Below are 19,386 nucleotides of genomic sequence, written 5' to 3'. Positions count from 1 at the left end.
AAAGACCCGTTTGGGTTGTATGGTTAAGTGACTAAGCGTACACGGTGGATGCCTTGGCAGTTGGAGGCGATGAAGGACGTATTAACTTGCGATAAGCTTAGTCAAGCTAGTAAAAAGCGCTTGAGACTAAGATTTCCGAATGGGGAAACCCACCTGCTTGCAGGTATCGTTAACTGAATACATAGGTTAACGAGGCGAACGCGGAGAACTGAAACATCTAAGTACCCGTAGGAAAAGAAATCAACCGAGATTCCGAAAGTAGCGGCGAGCGAAATCGGAACAGCCCTTAAGCTTATTATGTGTTAATGGAAGGCTGCTGGAAAGCGCCACGATACAGGGTGATAGTCCCGTACATGAAAAGACATTTTAAGTGAAATCGAGTAGGTCGGAGCACGTGAAACTTTGACTGAATATAGGTGGACCATCATCTAAGGCTAAATACTCCCAACTGACCGATAGTGAACCAGTACCGTGAGGGAAAGGCGAAAAGAACCCCTGTGAGGGGAGTGAAATAGAACCTGAAACCGTGTACGTACAAGCAGTAGGAGCCCACTTGTTGGGTGACTGCGTACCTTTTGTATAATGGGTCAGCGACTTATATTTTGTAGCGAGGTTAACCGAATAGGGTAGCCGTAGGGAAACCGAGTCTTAACTGGGCGAATAGTTGCAAGGTATAGACCCGAAACCCGGTGATCTAGCCATGGGCAGGTTGAAGGTTGAGTAACATCAACTGGAGGACCGAACCCACTAACGTTGAAAAGTTAGGGGATGACCTGTGGCTAGGAGTGAAAGGCTAATCAAACCGGGAGATAGCTGGTTCTCCCCGAAATCTATTTAGGTAGAGCCTCGGACGAATACTTACGGGGGTAGAGCACTGTTAAGGCTAGGGGGTCATCCCGACTTACCAACCCTTTGCAAACTCCGAATACCGTAAAGTAATATCCGGGAGACACACGGCGGGTGCTAACGTCCGTCGTGAAGAGGGAAACAACCCAGACCGCCAGCTAAGGTCCCAAAGTCATAGTTAAGTGGGAAACGATGTGGAAAGGCCCAGACAGCCAGGAGGTTGGCTTAGAAGCAGCCATCCTTTAAAGAAAGCGTAATAGCTCACTGGTCGAGTCGGTCTGCGCGGAAGATGTAACGGGGCTAAACTATGCACCGAAGCTGCGGATTCAGAATTTATTCTGAGTGGTAGGGGAGCGTTCTGTAAGCCGTTGAAGGTGTACCGGGAGGTATGCTGGAGGTATCAGAAGTGCGAATGCTGACATGAGTAACGATAATGGGAGTGAAAAACTCCCACGCCGGAAGACCAAGGGTTCCTATCCCATGTTAATCAGGGTAGGGTAAGTCGACCCCTAAGGCGAGGCCGAAAGGCGTAGTCGATGGGAAACAGATTAATATTTCTGTACTCGATATAATTGCGATGGGGGGACGGAGCAGGCTAAGCAAGCATAGCGTTGGTAGTCTATGTGAAAGTGAGTAGGGCGTTTGTTTAGGTAAATCCGGACAAACACTAAACCTGAGACACGAGACGAGTCACTACGGTGATGAAGTTGCTGATGCCATACTTCCAGGAAAAGCCTCTAAGCTTCAGATTATATGGAATCGTACCCCAAACCGACACAGGTGGTCAGGTAGAGAATACTAAGGCGCTTGAGAGAACTCGGGTGAAGGAACTAGGCAAAATCGTACCGTAACTTCGGGAGAAGGTACGCTCCTATCTGTGATGAGACTTGCTCTCTAAGCGGACGGGAGCCGCAGTGACCAGGTGGCTGGGACTGTTTATTAAAAACACAGCACTGTGCAAAATCGCAAGATGACGTATACGGTGTGACACCTGCCCGGTGCCGGAAGGTTAATTGATGGGGTTATCCTTAGGGAGAAGCTCTTGATCGAAGCCCCGGTAAACGGCGGCCGTAACTATAACGGTCCTAAGGTAGCGAAATTCCTTGTCGGGTAAGTTCCGACCTGCACGAATGGTGTAACCATGGCCACGCTGTCTCCACCCGAGACTCAGTGAAATTGAAATCGCAGTGAAGATGCTGTGTACCCGCGGCTAGACGGAAAGACCCCGTGAACCTTTACTACAGCTTGGCACTGAACATTGAACCTACATGTGTAGGATAGGTGGGAGACTTTGAAGCAGCGACGCTAGTTGTTGTGGAGTCAACCTTGAAATACCACCCTTGTAGTTTTGATGTTCTAACGTTGGCCCCTGAATCGGGGTTACGGACAGTGCCTGGTGGGTAGTTTGACTGGGGCGGTCTCCTCCTAAAGAGTAACGGAGGAGCACGAAGGTTGGCTAAGTACGGTCGGACATCGTACGGTTAGTGTAATGGTAGAAGCCAGCTTAACTGCGAGACAGACACGTCGAGCAGGTACGAAAGTAGGTCATAGTGATCCGGTGGTTCTGAATGGAAGGGCCATCGCTCAACGGATAAAAGGTACTCCGGGGATAACAGGCTGATACCGCCCAAGAGTTCATATCGACGGCGGTGTTTGGCACCTCGATGTCGGCTCATCACATCCTGGGGCTGAAGTCGGTCCCAAGGGTATGGCTGTTCGCCATTTAAAGTGGTACGCGAGCTGGGTTTAGAACGTCGTGAGACAGTTCGGTCCCTATCTGCCGTGGGCGTTTGAGAATTGAGAGGGGTTGCTCCTAGTACGAGAGGACCGGAGTGAACGAACCGCTGGTGTTCGGGTTGTCATGCCAATGGCATTGCCCGGTAGCTACGTTCGGAACTGATAAGCGCTGAAAGCATCTAAGCGCGAAGCAGGCCTCGAGATGAGTTCTCACTAGACTTTTAAAGTCTCTGAAGGGCCGTTGAAGACTACAACGTTGATAGGCAAGATGTGGAAGTGGTGTGAGCCATTAAGCTAACTTGTACTAATTACCCGTGAGGCTTAACCATACAACGCCAAACGCGTTTTATGCGACAGTTTAGACAGAAGTTAATATAACTAAAGTAGATATTACTTGAAGAAAGACTTAAAAAATATTATCAGATATTTTCCAAATTCAGTTAGTGCGTAGCGATACGGATTAACGCCCAAATTTGCTTGGTGACAATAGCGTTTTGGACCCACCTGATTCCATGCCGAACTCAGTAGTGAAACGAAACAGCGCCGATGATAGTGTAGCATTTGCTATGTGAAAGTAGGACATTACCAGGCTTCAAATTGTAGAGACCCGTTACAGCAATGTGACGGGTTTTTTTCTGTCTGGGATTTGATAAATAGCCAAGAGCCCATGCCTAACTCAGTAGTGAAACCAAAGCTTCGACCGATGATAGTGTAGCATTTCACTGTGGCTCTCCACCGCTGTGGGCACTACGACATTACCAGGCTTCAAATTGTAGAAAGCCCGAATCTAACGATTCGGGCTTTTTTACGTTTGCAGAAAAGTAAAATACGCACAATTAACACACTTTCACATCAACACCTATCACGTAGGGCGGCCGAGTGCTGCGACTCCCGACGCTAAAATCACAACAAAAAGCCTCAATATCTCAGTCGGCCAATACAATAGCATTTGCTACGTGACCCTCCACCGCTGTGGGCACTATGACATTACACAAGCTTCACATTGTAGAGCGCCCGAATCTAGAGATTCAGGCTTTTTTACGTCTGTAGAAAAGTGAAATGTGCGCAATTAACACACACTCACATCAACATCCATCACGTAGGGCGAGCGTAGCGACTCCCGACGCTAAAATCACAACAAAACCCCTCAATATCTCAGTCGGCCAATACAGCAGCATTTGCTACGTGACTTTCTACCGCTGTGCACCATGACATTACACAAGCTTCACATTTTAGAGAGCCCGTTTCAAAAAGAGTCGGCTTTTTACATTTTTAGAAAAGTGATACAGGTATTTCTCTAGAGCGAAGCGTCTCTCAGTGAATAATCTACTTAATTTAACTAGTTAAAGTGGCATCGCCGATGCGAGTGCAGTATTTCACTGTGACGTCCTAACGCTGAGGGCACTATTGCACTGTACAAAGCTTCAAATTAAAGAAAGTCCTAACCGAAATAGTCGTTTTTTTGCATATATAGAATGTAAAAATATGAGTGAATAATATCAATTCAAATATATAAGCAGATTGGTATTATATAAAAAGTATGAGATCCTCATAAATCAAAGTTATTTTAAATTAATGGTATTAGTTAATGATTACTCGTTAACAAACCTCTGACTTAACTTGTTTATGAAGGCAATGAATACTAATATAATTTCATGACCTTATAACTAAAATTTATTGAGTTAGTTGTTTTAAAATTACTACCAATAATGATTGTGAGCTGTAACTAGATGCCCTATGAAACATTTTTAGATGACTCTACTTCGCTAGTTGAATTTACACGTATTTACTTAGCTATTTTTTATACTTTTGTTGCGGGCTTTTATACATTTAGAATTATTTATAAAAATCGAGACACACCATCAGGCGTTATTTATCCCGGAGATAAGTTTTGTACTAGTTGGTGGAACCATATGGTTTTTAAGTTTTTCAGAGCTGCTATTTGGTTTATATGTGTAATTAGAGTGTTTGTACCTGAGTTAGATAGCTACCTTGGGCTATTCCCAATTCTCAATGGCTGGCCAGGTGTATTATTTGGCGATATTTTATTGAGTGCAGGTTTTATTTTGACGATGTTTGTACATTTTCATATGGCAGCACTTTGGCGTTCAGGAATTGATCCTAAGGGACCACATGAGCTTAAAACATCAGGATTATATGAATACTCTAGGAATCCGATGTATTTAGGTGTTGTAGCTGCACAGGTGGGTTTCTTTTTAGCCTTACCTAGTATATTTAGTTTGACCTGTTTGGTTATTGGTTTTATAGCTATATATAGACAGACGTTAGTTGAAGAAGCTCATTTAGCTCATCGCTTTTCAATACAATATAAAGAGTACAAGCAACTAGTCCCTCGCTGGTTATAGCTTGGGATTAAGCTTTAAATACATGAAATTTTAACGCAAGAGTAAAGAAGTGTTCTGTGTTGAATTGCTAAAATCTAGCACGATAGACATAAATTAGATCACTTCTTTTTGTTTTATATACTTTTTCATAAACTCTTGTTTAGTAATTGCCTTTGAAAAAATGTAGCCTTGAATATAATCGCAAGCAAGCAGCTTTAATAGGTCATACTGTTTTTGTGTTTCAACACCTTCCGCTACCACCATTACATCTAGGTTGTGAGCCATAGTGATAATAGCCTTAACGAGAGCAATACTATTATCGTTTGATTCAATATCGCTTATAAATGAGCGATCTATTTTTAAAATGTCTATATCTAAGCGCTGTAAATACGCCAAAGAAGAATAACCAACACCAAAGTCGTCAATCGCTATGTCTATATTAATAGTGCTTAAGCGTTTTAATTGTCGCTGTATTGACGAATCTGGATCCATTAAGGTATTTTCAGTGACTTCAATTAAAATAGTGTTGGCGGGTAGTTGGTACTTTTTACTTGCAACAATCCATTCATCCACCCAGCAACCAGCGCGGTCAATTTCAAGAGGTGATGTATTTACACTGACTTGAATTGTCTTTTCACTTAAAACATTGAATTGGACGGTATCTTGAATTGCTTGAGATTTTACCCATTGGCCGATGTCGTTTATTAATCCGTTTTTTTCAGCGACAGGTATAAATTCATTGGGGCCTATTAGGCCTCGTTCAGGGTGGTTCCAACGAATAAGGGCTTCAGCTTTTGGTACTGATTTCCCATCAATTGAAAATATAGGTTGGTAATATAATTCAAATTGGTTTTTAACAATTGCAGTGCGTATCTCTTCTATCAGGCGACGCTTTTCTGTGGCTTTTTCTTCGATAGCATAGGAGAAAAACTCATAGCGATTCCGCCCTTTATTTTTAGATAAATACATCGCTTGATCAGCACGTCTAACGAGCTCTTCTACTGTTAAACCATCAGCAGGGAAAAACGTTAAACCTATGCTTGCGGTAACATAGACTGTTTCTTTTTTTATTTTAATGCTCTGCATTAAACTACTTTTTACAGCTTCGGCAATTTTTGATGCTTCATCTGGGCTATTTACACCCTCTAAAATTAATGTAAATTCGTCTCCACCTAAGCGTGCTACTGTATCTTTTGTTGTTATACAGCTTTGCAGCCTCGTTGCTACCTGGTGTAATAATAAATCACCGTAGTCATGCCCAAGGCTGTCGTTTACTTCTTTAAAACCATCTAAATCTATAAATATAAGTGCGAATTTCATTCCTTCAACACTTATTAAGCTTTGTAGTTTCTCATAAAAATACCGTCTATTTGGTAAATCGGTTAACCCGTCTTGGTAAGCATATTGTTGCAACTGAATATTTGCATTTTCAAGTTCATTAGTACGAAGCCTAACTTGGTTTTCTAATGAACTTTCTCTTTGCTCAATGTTGTATAGCATATCGTTAAAACAAGAGGTTAATTGTCCTACTTCATCTTGTGATAGTTGTTTAGCGCGTAAGCTATAATCATGTGACGTTGTTATTTTATTTGCTGTTTGTGCTAAATATAAAATAGGGTTTAAAAAGCGGCGCCTTAGCAAAAGGGATAAAATGAGGCTGATAGCAAAGGTAAAGACCATCAAAATCATTATAAATTTAAAGTAAAAAGTGATTCTATCTTGAATGTAACTGTTGTTAGCGCGTATTTTTAATACGCCATAATCATGCATATCGAGCTGAAGGGGGGTATTAACCTCAATGCTTTGTTCTATTTCTTCATTTTCGGCTTGAGCAATAACAAGTTGTTCACCAGTCATACTCGTTACCATTATACTAATAACATCTGAGCGTATAAGTATTGGGTCTATAAGCTCTTGTACTGCATCTATGTCATTAAACATAAGTGCAGTAGTTATATTGGGTGAAAGCATTTTAGACAGCGACCCCAGGCTTTCTATTTGTTCTTCTTGAGCGCTGGTGATTTCATAAGCACTAAATACAATGGTTACTGTAGCGGTTGATACAAGTGCGACACTCATTAAGATGAATAATAATTTTTTGCTCATTGTATTTAATGCAAATAGTTTTTTCATTGCATTACCTATCTACAACGCGTGCAAGTCGTAGTACTTTTGAACTCATAGTAATGCCTGCATCTTTAAGCTGTTGTGGTGCAATTTCAAAGCGAATTTTACCACTGGAAAGAAAGAATCTGATATGGCCGCCATTTTCAATAAATGAGTCTGTTTCACCAATGACCATAATATTTTTTAGATCTAAAGGAGTTATGTTTTGCCACTGAGCAAATGTATCTGAGGTGATAAATAGCATGTTACACGCAGATGTAGTGACTTCATCAATAGTGACTAATTTATTATGTAAAGGTAATTTTTTTATAGTGCGATTTTTTAGAGCGGTGTTAGCCACATCAATAAAGTATTTATCAGGGCTACAAATAGTAAATTGATCAAGGGGTTCTAAATGAGAATCCCAGTGTCCAAAACGTGCAAAGTTATACAAGAAGCCTGCTTTTAGCATGTATTCTTTTTCAACAGCGTCAACGCTGGTACTTAAAAGTACCAAGGCTATCAAGCTTCTGTGAATTAGACTTCTTAATTTAATCATCTAATTAGCTTAGAAATTTGCTGAAATTGTAAACGTAATACATTCATCAATATAGTTTGGTAATGTATAGGTTTCGCGCGTATTACTGTACTCAATATGTGAACCTGAAAATAGGTTTTTACCCGAAACTGCAGTAGACCACACAGGAGTAGCCTGCCAATTCCAACTAACATCTAACGTTGTGTAATTATCAGTATTATATGCATTTGAGTTTACTGCTCGTAATGTCGCAAATACGTTATGGTCAGTTGAGAATGTATAATCGGCTTTTGCAAATAACTGCCTGTTTTTAGAGTCATACCCGATAGCGGGCTCTACTCTAGGAGGTAAATCGTAGTTATAGTCGGTGTAACTGTAACCAAACTCAGTATTGAGATTATTAATTGGTTGCCATGATATTACTAAGTCGAACCCTTTAGTGGTTGTGTTTGCTACAGATGCAAAGTCTAAATCTATACGAGTCATTGTTAGTGCTTGAAATACTTCTGGAATTCTCCCTGCTAGAAATAAATCAAGTATAGGAGTGAATTGTTCAGCATGCGTATTCATATCAATAACCGCTACGTTTTTAGCATCGGTATAATAAGTAGAAAGATCTAATGACCAATCGTTAGCAGTAAAACGGTAGCCTAATTCATAAGATAGATAGTTTTCTGATTTAACTTTGTCATTACCATTTAGGTAGGTTGCAATTCGGTAGTCGTCTATTTGGTCAAAGCCTGAACTTAAACCGGTAAGATCTTTAATTTCTGTACCATTAACTTTAAAGTTGTCGTTAAACTCAATTAATGTTGGTGTACGTACACTTCGCGATATTGCGCCCCAAGTAAGGTGGTTATCTACTGGTTTGTATATAAGTCTTGCTGATGGTTGATTTTCCCAGCCAGTTAAATCGTTATGATCAAGCTTAGTACCAATAATAAAGTCGAGAGTGTCAGGAGTCACATTATATTGAGCTTGAACAAGTGCACCATATTGTTTGAGGCTATCAAAGTTTTTATCGCTATCTAAAAATACACTTTCTGCGAAAGATATAGAATTGTATCGGTAGTTCAACCCCCAATCTAACTGTAGAGATTGATATATAAAGTTCATTTGATAATCAATATCTATCGATTCAAAGTCTTCTTTAATATAATTTTGAGAGCCATTTTGTTTAAGCCAAGAAATTTGTAGCATTTGATTGGCATCTGGCGACATTCTGTTTTCAAGGCGCGCCATTATGCGCGTGTCTGTTCGCTTTAAATCATCTGAAAATGAAATGTTTTCGTTGGTTTCATCGACAACACCTCGGTAGTTTTGGCCAAGTGTGGAATGAGTTACATCACCCTGAAGTAGTGCTGACCACTCATCATTAGGGGTAAAGTCAGCTCTAAAACCTAAAGAATTTTGCTTAGTTGTGTCGTTAGGATCGAGTGAGATCCCTTTTTTTGATTCATTAGCATCTTTTAAATGACCATACACTCGGTAGCTGCCTATGTTACTTATATCACCACCGTAGCGAAGATTTGCATCAACATTTATTTGATTACCAGTTGTTACACTTGCGTATCCACCGCGAGTATCAATACTATTTTTAGTAATGATATTAATAACGCCATTATTTGCGTTACTTCCCCAAAGTAATCCGCCTTGTCCGCGTATAACTTCAATACGTTCAATATCGTACAAAGGAACGTTGAGTGTTTCCCAATAAACAGCGGCAAACTTTGGGGTATATAAGCTTTGTCCGTCAATCATAACCAATAATTTGCTTGAAAAGCGAGAGGCAATGCCTCTTGAGGAAATAGCCCATTGATTGTTATCGAGCTGACGGACAATTAAACCCGGCACCATTTTTAGTGCTTCAGGTACTGATGTAGCACCAGATTTAGTAATTTGTTCTTTACTTAATACATAAATAGATGAAGCGGTATCAAATGCTGATTGTGCTCTTTTCATCGCAGAAGTCGCTTGCACATCCATACCCATTAAAGCATCAAGATCGAGGTCTTCATCTTCAAACGGCTCAGCCGTTACAAGAGGGCACACAAAAAGTAATGGCCAAAATAAACGTTGTGATATTTTCACCCAAAAGTCTCCTGCGCAATCAAAAAATCAAAAACAATGACTGTTTTTGTAATACATGTGATGTCACACAATATTAACATACATTAACAGCGTAAAAGTATAAATGCGATTAAATCAAAACAACTAATTTTGTAGTAGTTAAAAAATTTAACTTCGGCCAATAAAACAGTAAAATTTAAAAAATAAAGTAGATACATTTTATACAATTACATTTATTAAAGAGTCAAAAAATAGAAGTTACTGAGAGTTATATGATTATATACTATTTAAAATTTAGTCTATTTTTGAAGGACTTCAAAGTATTTTGCGCTTATTGATTATTTAACTTTGCATTTCATGCTTTTACAAGGGCGATATTAATTATACGTGCACGATTAATCTAACTTTGTATTAACTATTATTGTAGTTTCAATTACCTTTGCTTTTATTAAAGGTATATAGAATACTTAAATTCGCTTGGTTTTGCTTTGAAGGCACCAAAGTATGGAAAAAAATGAATTAATTAATGTAGAAGAAGTACTCGATTTAATGCTTGATGCCGTTTGTGTGGTAGATAAACAAGGCACATTTGTTTTTGTAAGCGCAGCATTTGAGCAAATTTTTGGTTATACGGCCGACGAAGTTGTAGGCAAAAAAATGATTAACTATGTTTACGAAGGTGATCATTATAAAACGCATAATGCCGTAACATCGCTATTGTCTGGCGAAACGGTGAACCCTCGCTTTGAAAACCGTTGGATGAGAAAAGATGGTCAAGTAGTTCATATATTATGGTCTGTTCGTTGGTCAGAGCAACATCAAGTAAGAATTGCTGTCGCGCACGATATAACTGAACGTAAAGTAATGGAAGATCGACTCCATTATATGGCACGGCACGATGTGTTAACTGGCCTACCAAATCGATCATTATTGATGAATCGATTAGAAAAAGTAATTATTAGTGCAACCAGAAACAACACGTTTTTTTCTTTGCTGTTTATAGACATAAATGGCTTTAAAGCAGTAAACGATACTCACGGACATGAAATTGGCGATAAGCTTTTATGCGCTATAGCAAAAAGGCTTTCAGCGTCGGTTAGGCATTACGACACAGTAGGGCGTTTAGGCGGAGACGAATTTTTAATTATTTTAGATAACTTAAGTTCTAGCCACGAAACCGTCAGAATCAAAAATAAAGTCCTCACTGAGTTTAAAGCCGTCTTTAAGTTAGATGACGTACTACTAAATATTTCACCCAGTATAGGAATTGCAAATTACCCCGAGCACGGCCAAACAGATCACGAACTCATAAAGTATGCTGATGAAGCTATGTACAAAAACAAACAACAAGGCTTAGATAACGTAACCTATTTACCTCAATAACTAAGCTGAACTATCACCTTAGCTTAAACAATAGTCACAGCGCCCTTAACTACAATGCCTTACTTGCCGACATATTTTTTAATATCGGTTTGACAGTGCTGCGCTAAAAAGTCGATGAAAGCACGCACTACCGTTTGCTGATAATTACGTCATAAATAAACTGTCCACAAATTATATCCAGGTGATAATGAAGGCGATTACCGTATCGGCAGTAATACATTTTTTACTAATGATGCAGGCGAAAGCAAGGTATCGGTCACTGATTATGCAACTGCAATGGTTGATGAAGCGCAAAATGCGGCGCACGTTAATAATCATATTAGTATTGCCTACTAATATGGTTACTAATCAAAAGCGTTTGATTATTTAGATATAACAATACTGGCTCACAAGGTTAAAATAATTTAATCTGAGCGTATTAATTCTTATTAAATTATTTGCCTTATGAGCCTTCTTTTTTCTCTTGCGTTAGCAAGCCTTCCCGCTTTACCAGAGCCAGTTGCTAATAATGCTGTGGCTAAAGTTACAGTACAAAACCAAACCTATTTTTTAAGCTTTATGGGGCTGGGGCGCGATAAACAGCATTCGTCAGTGCATAACAAAGTGTGGGCGCTTAAAGTTGGCGATTCACAGTGGCAATCTAAAACTGGTGTGCCTTCAAGCTTGCCACTAAAAGGGCGCTTAGCAAGCACCGCAGTCGGTTTAGGCGAGTACGCCTATGTGTTTGGCGGCTATACGGTAGCAGAGGATCATACTGAAGTTTCAAGCCCCGACGTATATAAGTACGACGTAATAAAAGATACCTACACTCATCTTGCGAGCATGCCAGTACCCGTAGACGATAGCGTCGCGCTGAGCTACAAAGCGCGTTTCATTTATCTAATTAGCGGTTGGCATAACGACGGCAACGTAAACTTAGTGCAAGTGTACGACACGCAAAATAATACATGGCAACAAGCCTCGCCATTTTTAGGTGAGCCCGTATTTGGCCAAGCCGCTGCAATTAGCGATAATACCATTGTTATTTGTGATGGCGTTAAAACACAAGCTAATCCTGATTCGCGTCGCTCGTTTGCAGGTGTAGCACAGTGTTTAAAAGGCACAATAGATTCAACTAATCCACAAAAAATAGATTGGCGTACGTTGCCTCATCCAACGGGCACCGCTCACTATCGAATGGCAGCTACCAGCTATAATGGCAATATTTATATGATGGCAGGCTCTAATAACCCATATAACTACAGCGCAATAGGCTACGACGGCAAACCTGCATCAGCAAGTGATCATGTTTGGCGCTTTAGTATCGAAAAAAACGAATGGCAGATTTTATCCCCAGTTGAAGTAAAGAGCATGGATCATCGTGGTTTACTTGAGCACAGCGGTGTTTTATATCGAATTGGCGGTATTGATAACAGTCAGCAAGTAAGCGCTAACGTACTCGGTTACGAGGCGCCAAAGTGAACACCCTTTACATTACCGGGGCGGGAGTCAGCGCAGCCAGTGGTATTCCCACCTTTAGAGGGGAGGATGGTTACTGGACCATAGGCAGTAAAAATTATACGCCTATGGAAATGGCAACACGCGCAATGTACCAAAATGCCCCTAAAGAGTTTTTAGCATGGTATTACCATCGCTTTGCAGCGTATCGCAACCATGGCCCAAACGACGTACACCATTGGCTAAGTGACAAAAACCTAATTACTCAAAACATAGATGGGCTTGATGGCAAAGCGGGTAATAAAAATTACATTGCTATTCATGGCAGGCTTGATCAAATGACCTTATTTCATGAGCAAGGTGAGCCAGTCACGCCACTTGCCACCCCGTGGGATAGTGTAGAAGAAAGCCGCCTGCAAGAGTCTCTTTTTGAGCTATTTAATATTCAAAACCAAACGCCTGTGCTAAACCATTCATTTAAGCCCTTTGTTTTATTATTTGACGAGTACTACACCGAGCTTTACAGAATAACAGAAGCACAACAGCGTATGCTCAACGCCGATAAAATTGTATTTATGGGCACCTCGTTTAGCGTTAATATTACGCAAATGGCAATTGAAATAGCCCGAAATTACGACATTCCTGTTGAAGTGGTTGACCCTGAGCCTGCACATATTTTGCACGCTAACGTCACATATAAAAAAATGAATGCATTAGATTACATTCAATCTAATTAAGAAGTGCTATATTTTAAAGGGATTGATAATGTTTTCTTAAATATTACAATCTCTTTATATAATATTAACGAGTCAAAAATGTTATTATTATCCTGATTATAACAATACTAAAGAGATCTGAATGAGCGACTTAACTGCAATAGCAAACTTGTCCATTTTACTTGTAGAGCCTTCAGAGGTTCAGCAAAAAATAATAATAAAATCGCTTTTAGAAAGTGGTGTAAAACAAGTTGAAACTGCATCTACACAAACACAAGCGCTTAGCTTATTAGCAAGTTATCACCCTGATCTAGTTATAAGCTCTATGTATTTATCTGACGGGACAGCCGATTCACTATTGCAAGAAATAAGATCAAACCCTATCACCGAGCATCAACCTTTTATGCTTATATCGAGCGAGCGTAATAAAAAATACCTTGAGCAATTACGCCAATCGGGTGTCCTAGCTATTTTGCCTAAGCCTTTTAGCGCAAAAGCCATTACCCGCGCACTCAAAGCAACCCTCGATATTATAAGCGAAGAAGAAGTAGAACTTGATCATTTTGACGTAACGCTGCTGCGAGTTTTAGTGGTAGACGACAGCCGCTTTGCGCGTAAACACATTATTCGTGTTCTTGCGGGTATGGGAATACCTGCCCCGGTAGAAGCTGAAAACGGTAAAGAAGCTATTGAGCACTTAAATAACCAATCGTTTGACTTAATTGTAACCGACTACAATATGCCAGAAATGGATGGGCGAGAACTAACAGAAGCCGTTAGAAGCTCAAATAGCTACTCACATATTCCTATTTTAATGGTGAGCTCAGAGGCAAACGAAACGCACCTAGCAAATATAGCTCAAGCGGGAGTTGATGCTATTTGTGATAAACCGTTTGAACCGGCCACAGTGCGAGAATTATTGTTTAAAATAATGTCTTAAAAGTAAGTACAAGCGTAGGACGGTGATTATTTGGCCTACGCTCATCTTTGAAATACATTTACTATTACAGTTTTCCTAATCTATAAATGAGTAATGCCGTTTTTTTAATGTTTTTATCAAGGCTGGTTAAATCGGCTGTTTCGTTTTTAGTGTGCGCGCCGCTGCCCATCAAACCTAAACCATCAAGTGCCATATCAACATGATTTGCCGCAAACGAAATATCAGCTGCACCTGCGTTGCGTGGGTTGGCGGCTACTACTTTGTTGAAGCCTAAATCGTGGCTTGCGTCGCTGTATAATTCTAATAGTTTTTTATTGCCATCAGTTAATGCCATTGGCGGGTAACCGTCTTCAAAAATAAGCTCTGCTTTACTGCCATTTAAACTGTTGCTAGCAATGAGTTGCATTGATCTTTTTGCGTTTTCGAATTGCTTTGGCGAAAGTGCGCGTAAATCACCTGCTACATGCACGGTTTGTGCTATTACATTACTTTTACCAAACGCCGTTGCTGACGAGTTAGCACTGTCGTAGTCGGCATTTGTACCACCTACAATAAGCCCTGGGTTAAATGTTAAATTAGGTTGCGTGGCAAGTTGCTCTCTAAAATCATTTAAAATGCGTGATGCTTCGTAAATAGCGCCATAACCAACGCTTTCGCTAAATATTTGTGACGAATGCGCTGCATTTGCCGTTACATTTAGCGTCCAACCGGTATAACCACGGCGCGCCGCCATAGCTGTTTTTATATTGTTGTCGCCATTTTCATAGCCAAGCGCTACGTCAGCCCAAATAGCGGCATCAACAATAGCTTGTTTAGATAAACTAAGCGGGCGACCGCTGCTTTCTTCATCGCCAGTCAATAATACTTTTATACTTACATTTTCGAGTAAATTAAGGGCTTGTAAGCTTTTAAGAGCGGTAATTATTATCGTGTTACCGCCTTTCATATCGGCAACACCAGGACCACTGGCTGTATCGGCATCAAGCTGTTTGTAAGTGGTAAAGTCATCGTGCTTGGCAAATACCGTATCTATATGGCCGATCATCAGTATTTTTATTGCATCGGGGTTTTTACTCTCATATGTTGCTAATACATGCCCTGCGCGGTTAAACGCACTGCCATCCAGCCATTCAACTTTAAAACCAATGGCTTTAAGCTGTTCACTTGTCAGCGCACCTACTTTTTTTACACCTTCAATATTAAGCGACCCGCTATTAATATTTACGGCTTGCTCTATTTCTTGCAATGCTTGAGGAATATTTTTATCGACCTGTTTTACTATTTCACGCTCATTTTTATCAAGCGCTGCATGGCTTGTAAGCGGTAAGGTACTAGCAAGTGTGAGAATAAGTGCATGGCTAAATTTTAAAAATGACATAACAGCATAATAAGTGAGAAATAAGAGTATTTAATATGAAGTAAAAATACAGAGGATTCAATAGGAGTAGATTGTGATTTTTAACTAATTTTATAAGTAATAACGAGTTACAGGTTTAAGGGTGAACGCGTTATTAGTTTAAACACAGGTATTTAAAATATAACCTTTTAACTAATAATCAAGCTGTGCAACTAAACAGCAATTTGCCTGATATTACTGACCTCCATCATTTGGGATTTTTGCTGCATTTAGAAAAGTTGAGACTGAACTAACTGTTTACAAATACTTATTTTATAGCTAGGGTAAAACCATTGTAATATAAGAACATTTGTCATTTTTAGGCGACAAATGTCGTAGACTAAATTGTAAGATTTATAGGTATAAACAATGAATAACTTAGTTGTATTAATAACGGGTGCTAATAGGGGAATCGGTTTCGAATTAGCCAGACAATACCTTATAAATGGATGGACAGTAATTGTTACCTGTAGAGATCTAGAAATGGCGGTTGCTCTAGTTTCATTGAAAGGTAAGTTTCCAAATAAATTGTCTATTGAACTAATGGATATCACTTGCCCTGAAAAAATTAAGACGTTGGCAAGTAAACTTAATGAGGAAAATATTAAATTAGATTTAATAGTAAATAATGCGGGATATTTGGATCGAGAAAACACAAGTATCCATACTATTAATTACGCTAATGCCGAAATGTGTTTTAAGGTGAATTCACTTGGACCACTATATTTAACTCATTGCTTTTTACCTTTAATAAATAAAAAACGCTTATGTAAGATAGCCGTTATTTCTTCTGCTATGGGATCTTTGTCGCTAGAACAAAGTGTGGATTGGTATGGTTATCGAATGTCTAAAGCAGCAGCCAATATGCTAGTAGTGAACTTATCACAAGAACTTGTTAATGATAATGTGGCTGTGGTAGCTGTTCACCCCGGTTGGGTTCAAACCGATATGGGTGGCTCTACAGCAAGTGAAAATGTTGTAGATTCGGCTCTTGGAGTTATGAACGTTATTCTGAATTTATCTATTGATAATACGGGAAAGCTTTATAGTTTTAATGGTGATGAGTTACCGTTCTAATAAATATAACAACACGCTATGAGGTGGATAACTAGTAAAGTCAGCTATTAATTGCAAATTTTAAAACTGCTGAGCCTCTTCGTTTTAAGGCTATTAAATACGTCAATTCATCGTAGGGTGTTAACGCGGTTTAAGATCCATAACCCATTCATGCAACACTCTAGGTATGTAAGTGAGAAATAATAGTATTTAATATGAAGTAAAAATACACAGGATTCAATAAAAGTGGATTGTGATTTTTAACTAATTTTATAAGCAATAACGAGTTACAGGTTTAAGGGTTATGAGGTGTACACGTTATTGGTTTAAACACAGATATTTAAAATATAACCTGTTAACTAAGTAGCCATTATTACAACATAGCAATATGTCTTATATTACTGATCTCCACCATTTTGGGGTTTTGCTACATTTAGAAAAGGTAAGGCGAATCTAACTAACTGTTTACAGTTGTTTATTTTATAGCTAGGATAAAATCATTGTAATATAAAGACATTTGTCGGTTTGTAAAACGACAAATGTCGTAGACTAAATTGTTATGTTTCAATCATGGAAGGTGCAAATAAATATGTTTGGTTTTATATTTAAATATATATTCTTTAGTATTATTAACGTCGTTTTATTCCTTCTAGCAAGTTTTGCTTTAATGGCGTTGCTACCTGAAACTATCGTAAATGGAGATACATTCGAGTTGGTCTATGGAATAGTTTTTATTTCTTTTTTAGTTCTAACTGGCTTTGTAGTAAACCATCAAATCACCCCAAAAGTTGGCTTTATCGAAGGCTGGAAACTTGGGTTTCTAAGTATAAAAATGTATATTAAGCCCTGAGTAACTGAAACATAAAAAGAATTTCAAGCAGGACAAAATATAGTTGGCTTTTGTTCACTCCGTTCACCTATTTTAGCCAACTATATTTTGCCTCTTAAATGGGCGTTGAGGCTGTAGAATTACTCTTTTTAGGAACGTATCCAACTATTCTTGGTTGGTTGCTTTTTAACCTTGAATCCATCTGTTTGCTGTGATCTAATAGATATTATTCACCCACGGTAAACTGTTATGGCTAACTACAAGCCTGACTTATCCTGTCAAAATAAATTCATTCCTATCAATTTCGCTGAGCAAATTCTGCCTGGCACTTTTGAGTATGCCCTTTGTTATATTGTCGAAAATAAACTCGATTTATCGGGATTTGACGCGTGGTACAACAATGACAAAACGGGCGCGGCGGCGTATCCACCTTCGGTAATGCTAAAGATTATTTTACTGGGCTATGCACATGGTTTGATCAGTAGCCGTCGAATTGCTAAAGCGTGTGAGACGAACATTTTATTTATGAGTGTGTCGGGTGATATCCAGCCACATTACACATCTATAGCGGGTTTTGTGGCTAAAATGCATGAACAGATTGAGCCACTTTTCACGCAAGTGCTGATGATATGTGATGAGGAAGACTTGATAGGCCGCAATATGTTTGCCATTGATGGGTGTAAATTAAAGTCCAATGCGAGTAAAGAGTGGAGCGGCACATTCGATGAGTTAAGCCGCAAAAAAGCAAAACTAGAACGCGCAAGCAAACGTATTATTGAACGCCACCAATCACAAGATGGACTGGGCGAAGAGTTGATAACTCAGGACTTAAAACAAAAAGAAAAGCTGGATAGAAGTGCAGGTAAAATCACCGAGTTTTTAGCCACTCACGAAGAGAAAACAGGCAGTAAAGGCAAGCCTGTTAAAAGTAATATCACTGACCCAGATAGTGCGAAGATGACGACCTCAAAAGGGACAATTCAAGGCTACAACGGCATCGCGATAAACGATGATAAACATCAAATCATCCTGCAAGCACAAGCGTGGGGCTCAGTGGGCGAACAACAAACTTTACAGCCAGCCGTTGCACAATTAAAACAGCAGCTTGCTAAACTCAATACAGAAAAAATGGCAGATAAACACACCATCAAATTTACCGCAGACAGTGGGTTTAACAGCGAAGTAAATCTTGAGTTTATGGCGCAAAGTGGGTTCGATACCTACATTGCGGATAACCAATTTAGAAAACGAAATCCGCTATTTAAAGACAGCGAAACATACGAAACAGAGCAAGAAAAACGGCGACTAAAACGCAGCAAAGGCAAGCCTCGGTTATTTACCTCAGACGATTTTCATTATGATGAGACAACGCAAACATGCCGCTGCCCTGCAGGCAATGCCATGTGGCGAAGCGGGGTCAATGTAAACAGCCATAACCAGCAATACACGCGATTCTGTGGTTACTTAAAAGACTGTAAAACATGCCCGCTACAGCAGCAATGCATGCGAAAACCACCGATAGAAAGAGGACGACAAGTGCAGTTTATAAATAATGAATCGCGCAAAAAGCTGAGCTATGTCGATAAGATGAAAGTTAAAATAGACAGCCCAATCGGACGACGACAATACAGCAAACGGCTCGGCTGTATTGAACCGGTGTTCGGGAATATTACAGTGAACAAAGGCATGAATAAATTGACCTTACGGGGTCAAGCGAAAGTAAATGCGCAATGGCAATTGTATTGCCTTGTTCATAATATAGAAAAGCTGAAAAATACGATACATTAAAAAGGGGAAGCCCTTTTAACCTAAATTAAAGCCACTCAAACACCCGTAATCCCTTCCAAAACGCCAATTAAAACAATATCAAACACTTCTATATTCTGCATAAAAATATAGTAATCAATTGAACCAAAATAGGAACTCAGCTATGGTTTGTTTATCAATAAAAACAAATTTAAAAACGAGTTAATCTACAGGCTCGTTA

12 protein-coding genes and 2 rRNA genes are annotated in these 19,386 nt (G+C 39.4%); 10 read left to right on the top strand and 4 right to left on the bottom strand.

Annotated elements, in window-relative coordinates; translation table 11 throughout:
- Window positions 1-21 precede the first annotated feature (21 nt).
- From L659_RS0122530 to L659_RS0122520, 3 genes are all read left to right on the top strand, one after another.
- A 23S ribosomal RNA gene (locus L659_RS0122530) occupies window positions 22-2,912 on the top strand.
- Window positions 2,913-3,059: 147 nt separating this feature from the next.
- A 5S ribosomal RNA gene (gene rrf, locus L659_RS0122525) occupies window positions 3,060-3,174 on the top strand.
- 1,139 nt (window positions 3,175-4,313) lie between these two features.
- Window positions 4,314-4,949, top strand: a complete 636-nt coding sequence (locus L659_RS0122520) for a methyltransferase family protein (RefSeq protein WP_024592034.1) — start codon at window positions 4,314-4,316, stop codon at window positions 4,947-4,949.
- A 93-nt stretch (window positions 4,950-5,042) separates the two neighbouring features.
- Here L659_RS0122520 and L659_RS0122515 read toward each other — a convergent pair whose 3' ends face one another.
- The 3 genes from L659_RS0122515 to L659_RS0122505 are packed head-to-tail and all read right to left on the bottom strand — an operon-like array spanning window position 5,043 to window position 9,663.
- Window positions 5,043-7,061 carry a putative bifunctional diguanylate cyclase/phosphodiesterase gene (locus tag L659_RS0122515; protein ID WP_024592033.1) on the bottom strand — a complete coding sequence of 673 codons (2,019 nt, stop codon included), beginning with the start codon at window positions 7,059-7,061 and terminating at the stop codon, window positions 5,043-5,045.
- 4 nt (window positions 7,062-7,065) lie between these two features.
- The gene (locus tag L659_RS0122510; RefSeq protein WP_007586256.1) at window positions 7,066-7,593 is read right to left on the bottom strand and encodes a YfiR family protein; all 528 of its coding nucleotides are present in this window, start codon (window positions 7,591-7,593) and stop codon (window positions 7,066-7,068) included.
- A 9-nt stretch (window positions 7,594-7,602) separates the two neighbouring features.
- On the bottom strand, window positions 7,603-9,663 hold the full coding sequence (locus L659_RS0122505; RefSeq protein WP_024592032.1) for a TonB-dependent receptor plug domain-containing protein: 2,061 nt from the start codon (window positions 9,661-9,663) through the stop codon (window positions 7,603-7,605).
- A 483-nt stretch (window positions 9,664-10,146) separates the two neighbouring features.
- Here L659_RS0122505 and L659_RS0122500 point away from each other — a divergent pair, with 483 nt between their 5' ends.
- From L659_RS0122500 to L659_RS0122480, 4 genes are all read left to right on the top strand, one after another.
- Window positions 10,147-11,025 carry a sensor domain-containing diguanylate cyclase gene (locus tag L659_RS0122500; RefSeq protein WP_024592031.1) on the top strand — a complete coding sequence of 293 codons (879 nt, stop codon included), beginning with the start codon at window positions 10,147-10,149 and terminating at the stop codon, window positions 11,023-11,025.
- Window positions 11,026-11,469: 444 nt separating this feature from the next.
- Window positions 11,470-12,486, top strand: a complete 1,017-nt coding sequence (locus L659_RS0122490; protein WP_024592029.1) for a Kelch repeat-containing protein — start codon at window positions 11,470-11,472, stop codon at window positions 12,484-12,486.
- A complete protein-coding gene (locus tag L659_RS0122485; protein ID WP_024592028.1) occupies window positions 12,483-13,199 on the top strand; it encodes an SIR2 family NAD-dependent protein deacylase in 717 nt (238 codons plus the stop codon). The genes L659_RS0122490 and L659_RS0122485 overlap by 4 nt, the downstream gene beginning before the upstream one ends.
- Before the next feature lie 121 nt (window positions 13,200-13,320).
- Window positions 13,321-14,118, top strand: coding sequence for a response regulator transcription factor (locus L659_RS0122480; RefSeq protein WP_024592027.1), 798 nt, complete (start codon window positions 13,321-13,323; stop codon window positions 14,116-14,118).
- Between the two features lie 64 nt (window positions 14,119-14,182).
- On the opposite strand, the gene L659_RS0122475 is transcribed toward L659_RS0122480, so the two are convergent.
- A complete protein-coding gene (locus L659_RS0122475) occupies window positions 14,183-15,496 on the bottom strand; it encodes a M20/M25/M40 family metallo-hydrolase (protein ID WP_024592026.1) in 1,314 nt (437 codons plus the stop codon).
- Window positions 15,497-15,883: 387 nt separating this feature from the next.
- Between L659_RS0122475 and L659_RS0122470 the strand changes: the two genes are divergently transcribed.
- The 3 genes from L659_RS0122470 to L659_RS0122460 all read left to right on the top strand — a co-directional run bounded on the left by L659_RS0122470 (window position 15,884) and on the right by L659_RS0122460 (window position 19,187).
- Window positions 15,884-16,591, top strand: coding sequence for an SDR family oxidoreductase (locus tag L659_RS0122470; protein ID WP_024592025.1), 708 nt, complete (start codon window positions 15,884-15,886; stop codon window positions 16,589-16,591).
- A 568-nt stretch (window positions 16,592-17,159) separates the two neighbouring features.
- The gene (locus L659_RS0122465; protein WP_024592024.1) at window positions 17,160-17,420 is read left to right on the top strand and encodes a hypothetical protein; all 261 of its coding nucleotides are present in this window, start codon (window positions 17,160-17,162) and stop codon (window positions 17,418-17,420) included.
- A gap of 228 nt (window positions 17,421-17,648) precedes the next feature.
- Complete coding sequence (locus tag L659_RS0122460; protein WP_024590181.1) at window positions 17,649-19,187, top strand: transposase; 1,539 nt, start codon at window positions 17,649-17,651, stop codon at window positions 19,185-19,187.
- Window positions 19,188-19,386: the final 199 nt, after the last annotated feature.

Source organism: Pseudoalteromonas sp. S8-8, from assembly GCF_000497875.1.
Lineage (GTDB): Bacteria > Pseudomonadota > Gammaproteobacteria > Enterobacterales > Alteromonadaceae > Pseudoalteromonas > Pseudoalteromonas arctica.
The sequence above is the reverse complement of the archived record's forward strand: the minus strand, read 5'-3'. Positions and strand labels throughout refer to the sequence as shown.